The sequence below is a fragment of the Microbacterium sp. Z10_103 genome, from assembly GCF_058310455.1.
The window spans coordinates 3,127,209-3,140,960 of sequence record NZ_JBZEGK010000001.1 but is presented as its reverse complement, the minus strand read 5'-3'; the positions used below and the strand labels follow the sequence as shown (position 1 = coordinate 3,140,960).

Below are 13,752 nucleotides of genomic sequence, written 5' to 3'. Positions count from 1 at the left end.
CCGGCGGGGCGGGTCGCCTCGGACCCAGCAGCGCCGTGCTGCTCGTCGTCGTCGGCCTCGCCTGTCAGGAGGTCGGCGCAGCGCTCGCGGTGATGCTGTTCCCCGAGGTGGGCCCGCTGGGAATGGTGATGCTGCGGCTGGTCTTCTCCGCGCTTCTCCTCTTGGCGATCGCCCGCCCGCGACTGCGGGGCCACTCACGCCGCGGCTGGACCTCCGTGGTGCTGTTCGGCCTCGTGCTGCTCGTGATGAACGGACTGTTCTACCTCGCACTGGAGCGTTTGCCGCTCGGCGTCACCGTGACGATCGAGGTGCTGGGGCCACTGACACTGTCGATCGTGGCCAGCCGGCGCGCCTCGGCGCTCGTCTGGGCAGGACTCGCCCTGGTCGGGGTCGCCGCGCTGGGTGGCGGAGGATGGGAGCGCCTGGATCTGCTGGGCGTGCTGTTCGCGCTGGGAGCTGCGGCCGCGTGGGCGTTCTACATCCTCGCCTCGGCACGTGTGGGCCGCGAGTTCCCGCGCCTGGACGGTCTCGCCCTGGCGATGGTGATCGGCGCAGTCCTCTCGCTCCCCCTCGGGATCGTGGATGCGGGCTCCGCGCTGCTGCGCGTGGACCTTCTCGCGCTCGGCGCCGCCGTGGCCGTCCTGTCGTCGACCATTCCGTACGCGCTCGAACTCATTGCGCTGCGCCGACTCCCGGCGGCCGCGTTCGCGATCCTCATGAGCCTCGGTCCGGCCACCGCATCCGTCGCCGGGTTCTTCCTCCTCGGCCAGCACCTGGCGTGGCTGGAGATCGTCGGCATCGCGCTCGTGATCGCGGCATCCATCGGCGCAGTGTGGTCCGCCACCCGCGCCCCGAAGCGGGCGGCGCCCGACGACGAGCGGTTCGCCGAGCCGCTCGTCTGACGGGCCGGCCCGCCGTCGCGCGGGGACCTATGGCACTTACCGCGTGACGCCTTCTGAGTGAATGTGGGCATGGGCGCGAAGCGTGCTCCATCGAAGCGACCGCTGTCGCCCCGTGCGAAAGGAACAGAACATGGCCCGTAGTCTGACGAGGTTCGACCCGTTCATGGGACTGGATGCGGTGCGCCGGTCACTGGTCGAGGACCTTCTCCCGGCCCGCTCGGGGGGAAAGCTCCCGACGACCGACATCTACATGGAGGGCGACAAGTCCCTGATCGTCGAGGCGCATCTGCCGAATTTCGATGAGAAGGATGTCTCCGTGACGGTGGATCGCGGCGCTCTGGTGATCAACGCCGAGCGGCGCGAGAAGGAGGAGGACAAGGACAAGAAGTACGTCATCCGCGAGAGCAGCACCAGCTTCTACCGCAGCGTCCTTCTTCCGGAACAAGCCGAGGAGGGTGCGATCTCGGCAGACTTCACGAACGGGGTGCTGAAGGTCACCGTGCCGCTCAGCGCGGGTGAGTCCGCGCGCAGCATTGAGATCGGATCGTCCACGTCGTGAGTGGCCCGTTCGCCCACCACCTGTCAGCGGTCCGCGGAAGCCCGATCGGACCGGCCGACATTTCCTTGCCGCCCACGGAGCCGATCGACGTCTCGGCGCTCATCCAGGCAGCGGCTGCGGCTCAGAATGCCTCGCCACATCGCCTATGAGTGCTCGCGCACGGAGGGCGTTCCGGACCGCCTCGATGTGGATACGGATGCGGATGATCCGGGGCGTGTGACCGGCGTGGTTCCCCCGACCACCGATATGTACACCGACGACGGGGGAGCCTTCGTCATCGAGATGCACCTGCCCAACTTCGATGCGGACAACGTCGTGGTGAAGGTCGAGGGAGGTCGGCTGGTCGTGGAAGCCGAGCGGAACAGTGCCGCGCCCGACGGGCGTCGCGAGTACTTTCTGCGCGAGGCGGCCAGTGCCATTTCCCATACGATCGCGCTCCCCGATGATTTCGGGCTCGGAGGGGTGACGGCGAACTTCTCCGCAGGGGTGTTGCGCGTCCGAGTGCCTCCCGGGGACGGGTCCGGCACTCGCCGGATGGCGGTCGCGTTCGACGGCGCGGACACGGCCGCGCAGTGCGGTGTCCCTCCGGACAGCGGGACTTAATCCCCTGGCCTCCCGCCCCCGCCGAAGCGGACAGTGTGGGAAACGAAAGGCATGCCATGTCAGACCGGAACTATTCATTGCTCATCGCGGCATACGACGACCAGGACGCCGCGTCGACCGGCTTCAACGAACTGAAGTCGGTCGATGACGTCAAAGTGGTCGCCGCCGCCGTGCTGGCCCGCGACTCCGACGGCAAAGTCACCGTGAAGGAGCACGGCGGAAGGCAGCTCGTATACGGCACCGCCGCGGGCGCTGCCGTCGGCGTGGTCGTCGGCCTCTTTGCCCCTCCGCTCCTGCTCTCGGGGGTCATCGGCGCCGGCATCGGAGCCGGGGTGGGCGAGATCGTCAAGCGCCACCAGGAGAAGGAGATCGGTGTCGATGTGGAGGAGTGGCTGCCGGCGGGGTCGTCCGCCGTTGTCGCCGTCATCGACGATCGCTACCTCGACCGGGTCGACAAGGCGTTCACGAAGGCGACGAAGAGCGTCACCAAGGCGGTCGACAAGGGCGATTTCAACGCCGTTGTCAAGGCGGTGAGCAAGGGCGACGAGCGCGTCCTGGCAGCGATCGAGTCGTGATCGGGCGCTGATCCCCGACGGGTACTGCCCCGGCGTGCGCGAAGGCGCCCGCCGGGGCGACCCGTGGGGAAGCGCTGTGCGAGGGACGCAGCGGGTACCAACCGGTTCGGGCGGGTTTGACGGATTGTCAGACGATAGGCCAAGATTGCGAAGTTCGTCTTGGTTGGTCCCCGTACAAGGAGGTACTCGTGTCGTCCGTCGCGTCCCCGCCCAACAAGGCCCGCGTCGCCGTCGCTGTCGCGGTCGGCAACTTCATGGAGTGGTTCGACTTCGCCGTATACGGCTTCTTCGCCGTGATCATCGGCCAGCTCTTCTTCCCCGCTGACACCGACCCCTTCGTGGCGATCCTGTCGTCGCTGGGCGTCTTCGCCGTGGGCTTCTTCATGCGCCCCCTGGGTGGCTTCATCCTCGGACCGATCGGGGACCGTTACGGTCGGCGGACCGCGCTGGTGATCTCGATCGTCTCGATGGGCATCGCCACCACGATCATCGGCCTGCTTCCCGTGTACAGCATGGTCGGTGTCCTCGCGCCGCTGCTGCTGGTGCTGTGCCGGTGCGTTCAGGGCCTGTCCGCCGGAGGGGAGTGGACCGGGTCGGCCGCGTACCTCATCGAATCGACCCCGACCCCGCACCGAGGCAAGTTCGGCAGCGTGATCTCCGCCACCGCCGCCCTGGCCACGATCGTCGGCAGCTTGTTCGCGCTGTTCCTCAACAACGTGCTCTCCGAGACCGACCTGCTCTCGTGGGGCTGGCGCATCCCCTTCCTTCTGGCCGCCCCGCTCACGCTCGTGGGGCTGTACATCCGGCTGCGGCTGGGGGAAACGCCCGTCTACCAGAACGTCGAATCCCGCGGTGAGGTGGAGAAGTCGCCCCTGCTGCGCAGCCTCCGGCAGAACCTGCGTCCGATCCTGCTGACCCTCGCGATCGCCGCGGTGCAGGGCACCGGCTTCTACTACCTGGCCACGTACGTCGTGAACTACCTCACGACCACCGTCGGTCTCGAGCGCGGACCTGCGTTGACGTTCAGCGCCATCGGTCTCACCGTCTACATGATCCTGTGCCCGCTCGCGGGTGCGCTCAGTGACCGGTTCGGTCGACGCCGACTGAACATCATCGGCACGATCGGCTACATCATCCTTCCGATCCCCGTCTTCTGGATGATGTCCAGCGGCCAGGGCGTCCCGGTGGTCGCCGGCATGATCCTGCTGACGATCACCCAGTCGCTGGTGAGCGTCACGACCGTCGTCATGCTCGTGGAGTTGTTCCCCGCGTCCAACCGGTCCAGCGCGAGTGCCATCGGATTCAACATCGCGCTGGCCTTCATCGCCGGCCCGGCCGCGTACATCGGGACGTGGCTTGCGGGCACCACCGGCAACCCGGTCTCGCCGGCCTGGTACATGGTGCTGCTCGCTGTGCTCGCGCTGCCGTTCTTGTGGAAGTGGCTTCCCGAGACGGCCGGTCGTGACATCACGAGCGAGCACGATGCGCTGCGAAGCCCTGCGGTCACCGTCGCACCCGACCCGGCGGCTCGACGCTGACGGGCAGGGGCTGACGCGCGGTGCCGGGTGCCTTCAGGGTCCCGGCACCGCGCTTTGTCGTACGTGCCGTTACGCCATCGCGAGCGCGCGTGCGAAGGCGTCGTGTCGGCGTGATCCGCCGCATGCATGTCACCGGTGTCGCGCGCTGGGACCTATGGCCCTTACCATGCCGCGCGTCGTGAGTGAACCTTGTCGTCCCCGGCATCCTCGATCCGAGGCTGCCACCTCCCCCCCCGAGAGGCGACCATGACCCTGACACCGAAGACATCCCTCCCCCCGATGAGGTCCGAGACCGCGCTGAGCCACAGCGAGCGGAGAGGAGCCGGCAATGGCTGAGTTCTCCGGGTACCCCGCGCCCGAGCGGCGGCTGGGGGCCGTCGGCCCGGCCGATCTCCACCTTCCGCCCACCCAGCCGATCGACGTGACCGCGCTCATCCTGGCGGCGGTCGCCGCGGAGAAATCCGCGGCGAGGTCATCGTGAACCGCCAGCACTGGGCGCAGCCGGTGCTGCGCGTGATGAGCGCCGGTGACGTGAACGCTCCGGCTCCGGCGCGTCGCGTCGAACGCCCGCCCGTCCGAAGCCCCTCAGAGGATGGCTCGGTCCGGGTGCTCGTCGTGGACGACAACGAGATCTTCCTGCTCGGGATAACCAAGCTGCTCGGGTCGCACGCGGGTCTTGTCGTGGTCGGAGAGGCGACCTCGGCCGGAGAGGCCGCGGCCCAGGTCGTTGCCGCCGATCCCGAGGTCGTGATCATCGAAGCGCACCTGCCGGATGGCAGCGGGACCGACCTGTGCGGCGCCATCACATCTGCGCGCCCTCAGACCCGGTGTCTCATCTTCACCTCCGACGAGCAGCCGGAGACCATCGCCGCGGGGATCGCCGCCGGTGCGTCGGGTTACGTCCTCAAGCGCGCTGACGGCAGGACGTTCCTTGATTCGGTCATCCGGGTCTCCCGCGGTGAGCACCTCCTGCCGGCGTCGCGTCCGTCTGCGAAGAGATCGCGGGGGCTCGTCACCACCGGACCCAGCCTGACGCTGCGTGAGGACCAGGTCCTGGGGCTGATCGCCGATGGCCTGACCAACAGGCAGATCGGCGAGTCGCTCTTCCTGGCCGAGAAGACCGTCAAGAACTATGTCTCCGGCCTCCTCGCCAAGCTCGGATTCGAGCGTCGCACACAGGCGGCCGTCTACGGCGCGACCCGCCGCCGCGCCTGATCGGCCGCCGTCGGTATCGGCGCGGGTGGTGGTCGTACCGGTGGGAGAACTCACAGGGAGGGGATGACGGGAATCCCCGTCGTGGTCGACCTCTGGCGCGTCGCGGGACGGCTGATGCCCCACTTCAGGTCGGCTGGGTTCTGAGGTCAGTCGCTCGATCGGGGCTGCCGACGCAGGTTCAGCCGGATCGCGTCGACGGCCTCCGCCTCCGGCACCAGGCCGATGTTCGAGAGCACCGCGAGGCCATGCACCGTGGCCCACATCCGCGTGGCCAGCCCAGGCGTTGCCTTCGCGTCGGCGGCGGGACCCGCTTCCGCGGCGACGCGTCGCAGCACGTCGCGGTGTCGCGCCATCTGGAGGGCGAATTCCGGACTCCGGTCACCGACGACGTCGGGATCGTAGATCCACGCGAACCGCCGGGGGTGCGCGACGGCCCACGCCACGTAGGCGCAACCGGCTGCTTCCGCTGCGCTGACCGTCCGCTCCGGATCATCCAGCGCGGCCACCTGCGAGTCGACGAACTGCGCCATCCATCGCTCGGCGAGTTCTCGCAGCAGCGCTTCTTTCGTCGCGAAGTGCTTGTAGGGCGCGGCAGGGCTCACGCCGATGTCGCGGGCGAGTTCGCGAAGGCTCAGCGATCGCATGTCGTTCGCGTCGCAGGCCCGCTCCGCGGCCGCGAGCAGGCTCTCGCGAGCGTCGCCGTGATGATACCCGCGCGATGTAGACACTGATCACATTTTGCTGGTACCGTGACGCATTCGCAAGTGATCACTGTTCACTTAGCGATGACGTGACCGACCCGAGAAGCGCCCTGAAGAAGGAAAACCCGTGACGACCGCGACCGACACTCGCCCCCGCCAACGCACTGTGACCGACATCCTCCTCGCCGTGAACTGGATCGCGCTTCTCGGCGTGATGTTCGGCGGCTACTCCCTGCTCCGGCTCATCAGCGCCGGCATGAGCGACCACGCCGAGCAGTTCTTCCGTGCGGGCCACGGCCACGCGGGAGTGCTGACCGTGATCGGCATGCTGTACGTGATGACGATGGCGCGCACAGGCGCCTCGACCCGCACGCAGATCGCCAGCTACGTGGTCTACTTCGTCGGCGTGGGACTCCTCGCCGGCGGGTTCTTCGTCCACGTGGGCGCCACCGCGGGTGAGGCCTCGTTCGGGGTTGCGGTCATGACCCCCGCCGGCGCCGTGGTCCTCGCCGGCGCCATCCTCTTCCTGGCCTACCGGCTCGTGCGTTCTGGCCGCTGAGGCCGTCGGTCGCTTCTCTCCCCGCGCCGCGATGGCAGATTCAGCGGGAGAACGGGCAATGGAGGGGATGACGGGAATCGAACCCGCACTATCTGCTTGGGAAGCAGAAGTTCTGCCATTGAACTACATCCCCGAGCGGCCTTTCGGCGCCTCGTCAGCATAACAGCGCACTCCCCGCCCCTCACACCGCGAGACAGCATCCTGCCCACGAGACTGCGGCGCACGACCGCAGTTTCGTGGGCACCATGCAGTCTCACGGACGCAGGGGACCGGCGGCGGCTCTAGGCTGAGCGCGTGCTGCTCTCCGATCGCGACATCATCCACGAACTCGAATCCGGACGCATCGGGCTCGCGCCCTCTGACGCCACGATGGTGCAGCCGTCGAGCGTCGACGTGCGCCTGGACCGGTATTTCCGGCTGTTCGACAACCACAAGTACCCGTTCATCGACCCCGCCGAAGACCAGCCCGAACTCACGCGGCTCATCGAGGTCGCACCCGACGAGCCCTTCATCCTGCACCCTGGCGAGTTCGCGCTGGGCTCCTCCTACGAGCAGGTGAGCCTGCCGGACGACGTCGCCGCACGGCTGGAGGGCAAGTCCTCCCTCGGACGGCTCGGTCTCCTCACCCACTCCACCGCGGGCTTCATCGACCCCGGATTCTCGGGGCACATCACCCTCGAGCTCTCCAACGTCGCCACGCTGCCCATCAAGCTGTGGCCGGGGATGAAGATCGGCCAGCTCTGCTTCTTCCGGCTGTCGTCGCCGGCGGAGAACCCCTACGGCTCCGGCCCGTACGGCAACCGGTACCAGGGCCAGCGCGGCCCCACCGCATCCCGGTCATTCCTGAACTTCCATCGCACCGACGTCGGCGTGACGGACGCCGGCTCAGCCGGGCGCTGACGCGGCGTCCGCCGTCGCAGCGGGCGAGGATGGCGCCATGACAACGAGTGCCGGCGCCGCCGGTTCCACGCCCCTGGAGATTCAGCGGAGCATCCCCGGGAGCAACCACGCGCGCCTGCTCAAGCTGCTCTACCGACGCGGCAACCGCTCGCGAGCAGACCTGGCCCGTGCGGCCGGTTTCACCAAGGCCACCGTGTCGAGCCTCATCGCCGAAATGCTCGAGGCCCGGCTTGTCGTCGAGACGCGGCAGCGCCCGGTGGATGGGCCCGGACGACCAGCAGTCGACCTCGACGTGGCGCGGACGTCGTGGGTGGTGCTCGCCGTGGACCTTTCGCCCGATCATGAGTTCATGGCCGCGCTGATCGACCTCGGTGGGCGGATCCACGATCGCGCTTCCGTGACGTTGGGCGGGGCGCGCGGTGAGGACGCCTTCGTCATGGCGCGTAAGCTGATCGACCTGCTGCTCGCCCGCGCCGAGGTTCCTGTTCTCGGCATCGGGGTCTGCGTCCCCGGCATCGTCGACCTCGACGGCGTCGTGCTCACCTCCCTCAACCGGGGGTGGTCTGGCCTGCCCCTGCGCGCTCGGCTGTCGGAGCACACCGGGCTGCCGGTGTGCGTCGCCAACGACGCCAATGCGGCAGCGCTGGCCGAACGCGAGGTGACGCAGGGGCGCGATGACCTGATGTTCGTGCGGGTCGGATCCGGTGTGGGCGCCGCCATCATCGCGAACGGCCAGCTCCTCCACGGTCACGATTTCTCGGCGGGTGAGATCGCCCACGTCACCACGGCCCCGGGTGGCCCCCGCTGCGTGTGTGGCCGCTTCGGGTGCTTGGAGGCGACGCTGTCCGTGCCGCGGCTCGCCGCGCTCCTGCGCGGGGGCGACGGTTCGCCCGAACGGCGCAGGGAGGTCCTCGAGAACGCCGGTCACCAGCTCGGCGGTGTGCTCGCCCCCCTGGTCGGGGCTCTCGCGCTGACCACGGTCGTGGTGAGCGGGCTGCCGCCCTCCTACGCCGATGATCTGCTGGCGGCGACCCATGCGTCGCTGTCCGGCCGCATCCCTGCGGAGCTGTCTGCCACGCTGACCCTGCGGGGCTCGGACCTCGGCGACGACGTCATGCTCCGGGGAGCGGTCATCCTCGTCCTCAGCGGCGTCCTCGGCATCATCTGAGCGGTCGTGGACCACTCCGCGACATGACCCCACCACCTCTCTTGTCGGCCCTCGGAGTATGTACTACCGTTAAACAAATTTCGCTGACCCCCTCGGACTGAGGGGCCGAGAAGCTGTCCCACTCAGTGATGCGCGACGTGTTTGTGACCGACGCTGGGTGTTTGCAGGGCCTGTTAGTCGTACCAACGATCAGTCACCAGACACCCGCCGTTGCAGAACACGCGGGCAGCGGCGCACCACTCGACAGTGAAGGATGCGCAATGAAGACCTACATCCGACTCGGGGCGGTGGCCATCACGGCCGCCGCCACCTTGGCGCTCGCCTCGTGCGGCTTCGGCGGATCGACCGGCGGCGGTGGCGACTCGAGCGGCACCACGCTCGATCTGCTCGTGCCGAGCTACTCCGACAACACCCAGGCGCTCTGGGAGGACGTGATCACGGGCTTCGAGGAGGAGAACCCCGACATCTCGGTCAACCTGGAGGTGCAGTCGTGGGACAACCTCGAGTCGGTCATCACGACCAAGATCCAGGGTGGTGAGGCGCCCGACATCTACAACGGCGGCCCCTTCGCCGGCTTCGCGGCCGACGAGCTGCTCTATGCGGCCGAAGACGTCGTTTCGCCGGAGACCTACGCCGACTTCCAAGACGCGTTCGTCGCCAACGCCGAGGTCGACGGCACCGCCTACGCTCTCCCGCTCATCGCATCGGCCCGCGCGCTGTTCGTGAACGACGACCTGCTCCAGCAGGCGGGCGTCGCGGCTGCTCCCACGAACTGGGACGAACTCCTGGATGCGGCCACCAGGGTGTCGGGCCTCGGCGGCGGCATCGCCGGCTACGGCATGCCGTTGGGCTCGGAAGAGGCACAGGCGGAAGCGGCCGTCTGGCTGTGGGGCGGTGGAGGATCGTTCGGCGACGGGACGGAGATCACGGTCGACGACCCGGCGAACCTGCCGGGCGCCGAGCAGATCAAGGCCATGATCGACGCCGGCGCCACGCAGGCCGACCCGGGCTCGACCCAGCGCTCGCCGCTGATGGACATCTTCGTCCAGGGCAAGATCGGCATGCAGGTCGGTCTGCCCCCGATAGTGGGCCAGATCGAAGAAGGAAATCCCGACCTGAACTACTCGATCGTGCCCATCCCGACAGCCGACGGCTCGCCCTTCACCCTCGGCGTCATGGATCAGCTCATGGCGTTCGAGAACGACGGTGACAAGCAGGAGGCCATCACCGCCTTCTTCGACTACTTCTACACCGCTGATGTCTACGTTCCGTGGGTGCAGGCGGAGGGTTTCCTTCCCGTGACCGAGACCGGTGCCGAGCAGCTCTCGGGCGAGGAGGCGCTCGCGCCGTTCCTCGAGGTGCTCCCCGACGCGCAGTTCTATCCGAGCACCAACCTGCAGTGGTCGGCGACGGATGCCGCGTTCAAGGCGTTGTTCGGGCAGCTTCAGACGAGGCCCGCCCAGGACGTGCTGGCCGAGATCCAGGCGCAGGTCGACACCGCGGGCTGATTCCGGCACGTGGCGGCGACGGCGGCGGCAAGGGCACGGTGAGTCGGAGGATGAGTACCACGATGCAGCGGTCATCGAGCCCGGCGGGGGCGGTTGCAAGCCGTCCCCGCCACGCCCCCGACCGCCCGACGAGAAGCAATCGCGTGCCGGGATGGCGCGAACTGCTCGCAGCGCTGCCGTGGATCGGACCCGCGCTCATCCTGATCTTCGGCGTCGTGTTCTTCCCGGCGGGGGTGATGTTCTTCAACTCCACGCGGGACATCTCGGTGTCAGGCGTGGACAGGGGTTCCGCGGGCCTGGACAACTACGTCGAGGTCTTCTCCTTTCCCCACTTCTGGCCGATCCTCGGGCGCACCATCGTGTGGGTGGTGGCCGTGGTGACCATCACCGTGCTGCTGTCGCTGGTGATCGCACAGGTACTCGACAAGGCGTTCCCCGGCCGCCGGATCGTGCGGCTCGTCGTCATCATCCCGTGGGCGGCATCGGTCGTGATGACGACGATGGTCGTCTACTACGGGCTCGAACCGTACTTCGGCATCATCAACACCTTCCTCGTCGACGTGGGGCTGGTCGCCACGCCCGAGGGCTACGGGTGGACGCGCAACCCGGCGACGGCCTTCATGTGGTCGATCGCCGTGGCCATCTTCGTCTCCCTGCCGTTCACCACCTACACGATCCTCGCCGGCCTCGCGACCGTGCCGGCCGACGCGATCGAGGCGGCCAAGATCGATGGCGCCGGCCCCGCGCGCACCTACTTCTCGGTCGTGCTGCCTCAGCTGCGCGGTGCCCTGTCGGTGGCCGTGCTGATCAACATCATCAACGTGTTCAACTCGCTCCCGATCCTCAGAGTGATGACGGACTCGATCCCCGGCTACGACGCCGACACGATCATGACGATGATCTTCAAGTACATCCAGAACCAGCAGAAGGTCGACGTCGCCAGCGCCCTGTCGGTCGTCGCCTTCGTGATCGTGATCGTGATCGTGGCGATCTATGTCAGGGTCGTCAAGCCCATGCGGGAGGTGTGATCGGTGGCCGTCACCGCCCCCGCGTTCGAGACGATCACTGCCCCCCGCAAGCGCCGGTACACCGCCGACCAGGTGCCGATGGGTCGGGTGCTGCTGCGGATGCTGGCCGGAGCGATCGTGCTGGTGTTCTTCATCCTCCCGTACACGATCATGTTCTTCGGCTCGGTGAAGACGAAGGCGCAGATCCGCTCGGTGGAGCCCACGTACTTCCCCACGGAGTGGCATTGGGAGAACTACGTCACGATGTGGTCGACCCCCGAGACGCCGCTGCTGCAGAACCTCGTCTCCACCGTCGTGATCGCTATGGTTGCGACGCTGCTCGTGCTGCTGGTCGCCATGCCCGCGGCGTACTACACGGCGCGGTTCCGCTTCCCCTTCCGCATGACGTTCCTCTTCGTGGTGATTGTCACGCAGATGCTGCAGCCGGCCGTGCTGACGTCGGGTCTGTTCCGTCAGTTCGCAACGCTCGGTCTCATCGACACGTGGGCGGCGATGATCTTCATCAACGCCGCGTTCAACCTGTCGTTCGGGGTCTGGATCATGCACTCGTTCTTCGCCGGCATCCCGAAGGAGATCGACGAGGCCGCGCAGATCGACGGCGCCAGCCGGCTGACGGTGCTCTTCCGCATCAACCTGCCCCTCGTGTGGCCCGGGATCGTCACGGCGATCGTGTTCACGTTCGTCGCCTGCTGGAACGAGTTCGCGGCGTCGCTCGTCATCCTCTCGACGGCGGGCAATCAGCCGCTATCGGTCGCACTGACGAAGTTCGTGGGGCAGTACGAGACGAGCTGGCATTATGTGTTCGGCCTGTCGATCGTGGCCATCCTGCCGGTGGTCATCCTGTTCATGCTCATCGAGAAGCGGCTCGTCGGCGGGCTGACCGCGGGCAGCGTGAAGTGACGACGACCGGCAGACGGCGCCCCGTGTCGCTCGAACTTGCCGTGGAGGGACCGGCGTCCGCGGTCGTGGCCGCGCGGGCGGGTGCCGACCGCATCGAGCTGTGCGCCGCCCTCGCCGTCCACGGGGTGACCCCGTCGATCGGGGCGATCGAGCGCACGATCGCGGTCGGAATCCCGGTGCACGTGCTTGTGCGCCCGCACGCAGGCGGCTTCCAGTACGACGCGGACGCGCTCGAGGTCATGCGCCGCGACGTGGATGCCGCGGTGCGGGCGGGTGCGGCTGGCGTCGTGGTCGGCGGCGTACGCGAGGGCATGGTGGACGTGGCGCTGGTGGGTGCACTGAAGGATGCGGCGGGCGCGGCGACGGTGACCTTCCACCGCGCCTTCGACACGCTTTCCCGGCGCCGCGTCGCTCTGGACACCCTCGTCGACCTCGGAGTGGATCGGGTGCTGACCTCCGGCGGCGCCGCCGTCGCGGCCACGGCGTCCGACCGGTTACGCCGCCTCGTTGCGCACGCGGCCGGCCGCATCGAGATCATGGCGGGCGGCGGAGTGACCGCCGCTCACGTGCCCGTCCTCCTCGGCGCCGGAGTGGATGCGGTGCACGCCTCGGCCCGCTCGGCCACCCGCGCCGGCGTGGCCGCCGGTGCCGGGGTCGACCCGCGGGCGGCCGCTGCCCTGCGCGAAGCCGTCGACCTCGCCTCTGCCCGCACCACGGCAGGCGACGGGCGGACGTGAGCCCCCTCGCGGCGCCGGACCGCGGGGCGAGATCGCCGCGGCGGGCCCGGCGCCGCGCATCGCTGGACGCGCGTGCCGGTGCTCACCGTGGCGACCGCTCCGCCGCTGGCGGTCAGGAAGCCTGGGCGTTCGTCGCATCTCCGGATGCGGCGCCGCGACCCTGAGCGAATCCCGCGGTGAAGCCGCGTTCGAACGCCGCATCGGCGCCACGGCCGCGGCGGCCGTGCGCGCGATCTGGGCTGCTGTGCTCCGCGCAACGCTCGTCGGTGGAACCGTGGCCCAGGTGCGCGGGGTGACCGTGCGCGCCGAAGCCGTGACCCGGGTGCGGGCGGTGTCCGTGCGGACCGAAGCCGTGCCGGGGGCCGAACCCGCGACCGAAGCCACGCCCCCAGGGGCGGCCGCCGCCGAAGTCGATCGGCCGGCTCTCGTCCCAGCCGAGTTCGCGGGCGATCGCCTCGAGTGAGGCCATCGTGGTGGCGAAGTCCTCCGGCGAGACTGCACCGGACACGCGTTCGCGGATGCCGTCCACGAGCGCCTGGAGGCGGTCGCGCGCGGCGCGTCCCTCGTCGGTCAGCGCCCAGCCGTCGTCGGTCTGCGTGATCCAGCCGCGCTCGACCAGTCGGCGGACGCGGCCGCTGCGACGTGCCAGGCGCTCGGCGAGCCACGGCGCATCGACGGTGCCGTCGATGACGTTGAGCAGCATCCAGTCGCGGCGGGAGACGCCCTCGTCGCTCAGCGATTCCGCGAAGGCGCGGTCGAGCAGGGCGTCGACGGTGCGGAGCCAGAACCCCAGCGGGCGCTGGTGCGTCGGTGTGTGGGAAGTGTCAAAGGTGTGCATGGAAGTCCTTTCGATGTGCGA

16 protein-coding genes and 1 tRNA gene are annotated in these 13,752 nt (G+C 68.6%); 14 read left to right on the top strand and 3 right to left on the bottom strand.

Going from position 1 to position 13,752, the window contains the following annotated elements:
- Positions 1–38 precede the first annotated feature (38 nt).
- From AC4FS2_RS15200 to AC4FS2_RS15170, 7 genes are all read left to right on the top strand, one after another.
- Positions 39–902 (top strand): EamA family transporter, encoded by an 864-nt coding sequence (locus tag AC4FS2_RS15200; RefSeq protein WP_491155728.1) that lies wholly within the window; start codon positions 39–41, stop codon positions 900–902.
- Between the two features lie 130 nt (positions 903–1,032).
- Positions 1,033–1,461, top strand: coding sequence for an Hsp20/alpha crystallin family protein (locus AC4FS2_RS15195; RefSeq protein WP_491155443.1), 429 nt, complete (start codon positions 1,033–1,035; stop codon positions 1,459–1,461).
- 126 nt (positions 1,462–1,587) lie between these two features.
- Complete coding sequence (locus tag AC4FS2_RS15190) at positions 1,588–2,064, top strand: Hsp20/alpha crystallin family protein (RefSeq protein ID WP_491155445.1); 477 nt, start codon at positions 1,588–1,590, stop codon at positions 2,062–2,064.
- Positions 2,065–2,120: 56 nt separating this feature from the next.
- Complete coding sequence (locus AC4FS2_RS15185) at positions 2,121–2,639, top strand: DUF1269 domain-containing protein (RefSeq protein WP_491155447.1); 519 nt, start codon at positions 2,121–2,123, stop codon at positions 2,637–2,639.
- 188 nt (positions 2,640–2,827) lie between these two features.
- Positions 2,828–4,177, top strand: coding sequence for an MFS transporter (locus AC4FS2_RS15180; protein WP_491155449.1), 1,350 nt, complete (start codon positions 2,828–2,830; stop codon positions 4,175–4,177).
- A 328-nt stretch (positions 4,178–4,505) separates the two neighbouring features.
- Positions 4,506–4,658, top strand: a complete 153-nt coding sequence (locus AC4FS2_RS15175; protein ID WP_491155451.1) for a hypothetical protein — start codon at positions 4,506–4,508, stop codon at positions 4,656–4,658.
- The gene (locus AC4FS2_RS15170; RefSeq protein ID WP_491155453.1) at positions 4,655–5,392 is read left to right on the top strand and encodes a response regulator transcription factor; all 738 of its coding nucleotides are present in this window, start codon (positions 4,655–4,657) and stop codon (positions 5,390–5,392) included. Before AC4FS2_RS15175 ends, AC4FS2_RS15170 begins: the two co-directional genes overlap by 4 nt.
- 146 nt (positions 5,393–5,538) lie before the next feature.
- On the opposite strand, the gene AC4FS2_RS15165 is transcribed toward AC4FS2_RS15170, so the two are convergent.
- Positions 5,539–6,120, bottom strand: coding sequence for a TetR/AcrR family transcriptional regulator (locus AC4FS2_RS15165; RefSeq protein ID WP_491155455.1), 582 nt, complete (start codon positions 6,118–6,120; stop codon positions 5,539–5,541).
- A 100-nt stretch (positions 6,121–6,220) separates the two neighbouring features.
- On the opposite strand from AC4FS2_RS15165, the gene AC4FS2_RS15160 reads away from it, so the two are divergent.
- Complete coding sequence (locus AC4FS2_RS15160) at positions 6,221–6,652, top strand: hypothetical protein (protein ID WP_491155457.1); 432 nt, start codon at positions 6,221–6,223, stop codon at positions 6,650–6,652.
- A 59-nt stretch (positions 6,653–6,711) separates the two neighbouring features.
- On the opposite strand, the gene AC4FS2_RS15155 is transcribed toward AC4FS2_RS15160, so the two are convergent.
- Positions 6,712–6,785: transfer RNA gene (locus tag AC4FS2_RS15155), tRNA-Gly, on the bottom strand.
- Between the two features lie 161 nt (positions 6,786–6,946).
- On the opposite strand from AC4FS2_RS15155, the gene dcd reads away from it, so the two are divergent.
- The 6 genes from dcd (at position 6,947) to AC4FS2_RS15125 (ending at position 12,893) form a co-directional block, all read left to right on the top strand.
- Positions 6,947–7,552: a dCTP deaminase gene (gene dcd, locus AC4FS2_RS15150; protein ID WP_491155458.1), complete on the top strand. Its 606-nt coding sequence runs from the start codon at positions 6,947–6,949 to the stop codon at positions 7,550–7,552.
- Positions 7,553–7,589: 37 nt separating this feature from the next.
- On the top strand, positions 7,590–8,720 hold the full coding sequence (locus tag AC4FS2_RS15145; RefSeq protein WP_491155460.1) for an ROK family transcriptional regulator: 1,131 nt from the start codon (positions 7,590–7,592) through the stop codon (positions 8,718–8,720).
- A 260-nt stretch (positions 8,721–8,980) separates the two neighbouring features.
- Positions 8,981–10,228, top strand: a complete 1,248-nt coding sequence (locus AC4FS2_RS15140) for an extracellular solute-binding protein (protein WP_491155462.1) — start codon at positions 8,981–8,983, stop codon at positions 10,226–10,228.
- A gap of 143 nt (positions 10,229–10,371) precedes the next feature.
- Positions 10,372–11,256 carry a carbohydrate ABC transporter permease gene (locus AC4FS2_RS15135; RefSeq protein WP_491155464.1) on the top strand — a complete coding sequence of 295 codons (885 nt, stop codon included), beginning with the start codon at positions 10,372–10,374 and terminating at the stop codon, positions 11,254–11,256.
- 3 nt (positions 11,257–11,259) lie between these two features.
- Positions 11,260–12,156: a carbohydrate ABC transporter permease gene (locus AC4FS2_RS15130; RefSeq protein ID WP_491155466.1), complete on the top strand. Its 897-nt coding sequence runs from the start codon at positions 11,260–11,262 to the stop codon at positions 12,154–12,156.
- A 23-nt stretch (positions 12,157–12,179) separates the two neighbouring features.
- Positions 12,180–12,893 carry a copper homeostasis protein CutC gene (locus AC4FS2_RS15125; RefSeq protein ID WP_491155467.1) on the top strand — a complete coding sequence of 238 codons (714 nt, stop codon included), beginning with the start codon at positions 12,180–12,182 and terminating at the stop codon, positions 12,891–12,893.
- Positions 12,894–13,005: 112 nt separating this feature from the next.
- Here the strand turns inward: AC4FS2_RS15125 and AC4FS2_RS15120 are convergent, their stop codons facing one another.
- A complete protein-coding gene (locus AC4FS2_RS15120) occupies positions 13,006–13,731 on the bottom strand; it encodes a MarR family winged helix-turn-helix transcriptional regulator (RefSeq protein WP_491155469.1) in 726 nt (241 codons plus the stop codon).
- Positions 13,732–13,752: the final 21 nt, after the last annotated feature.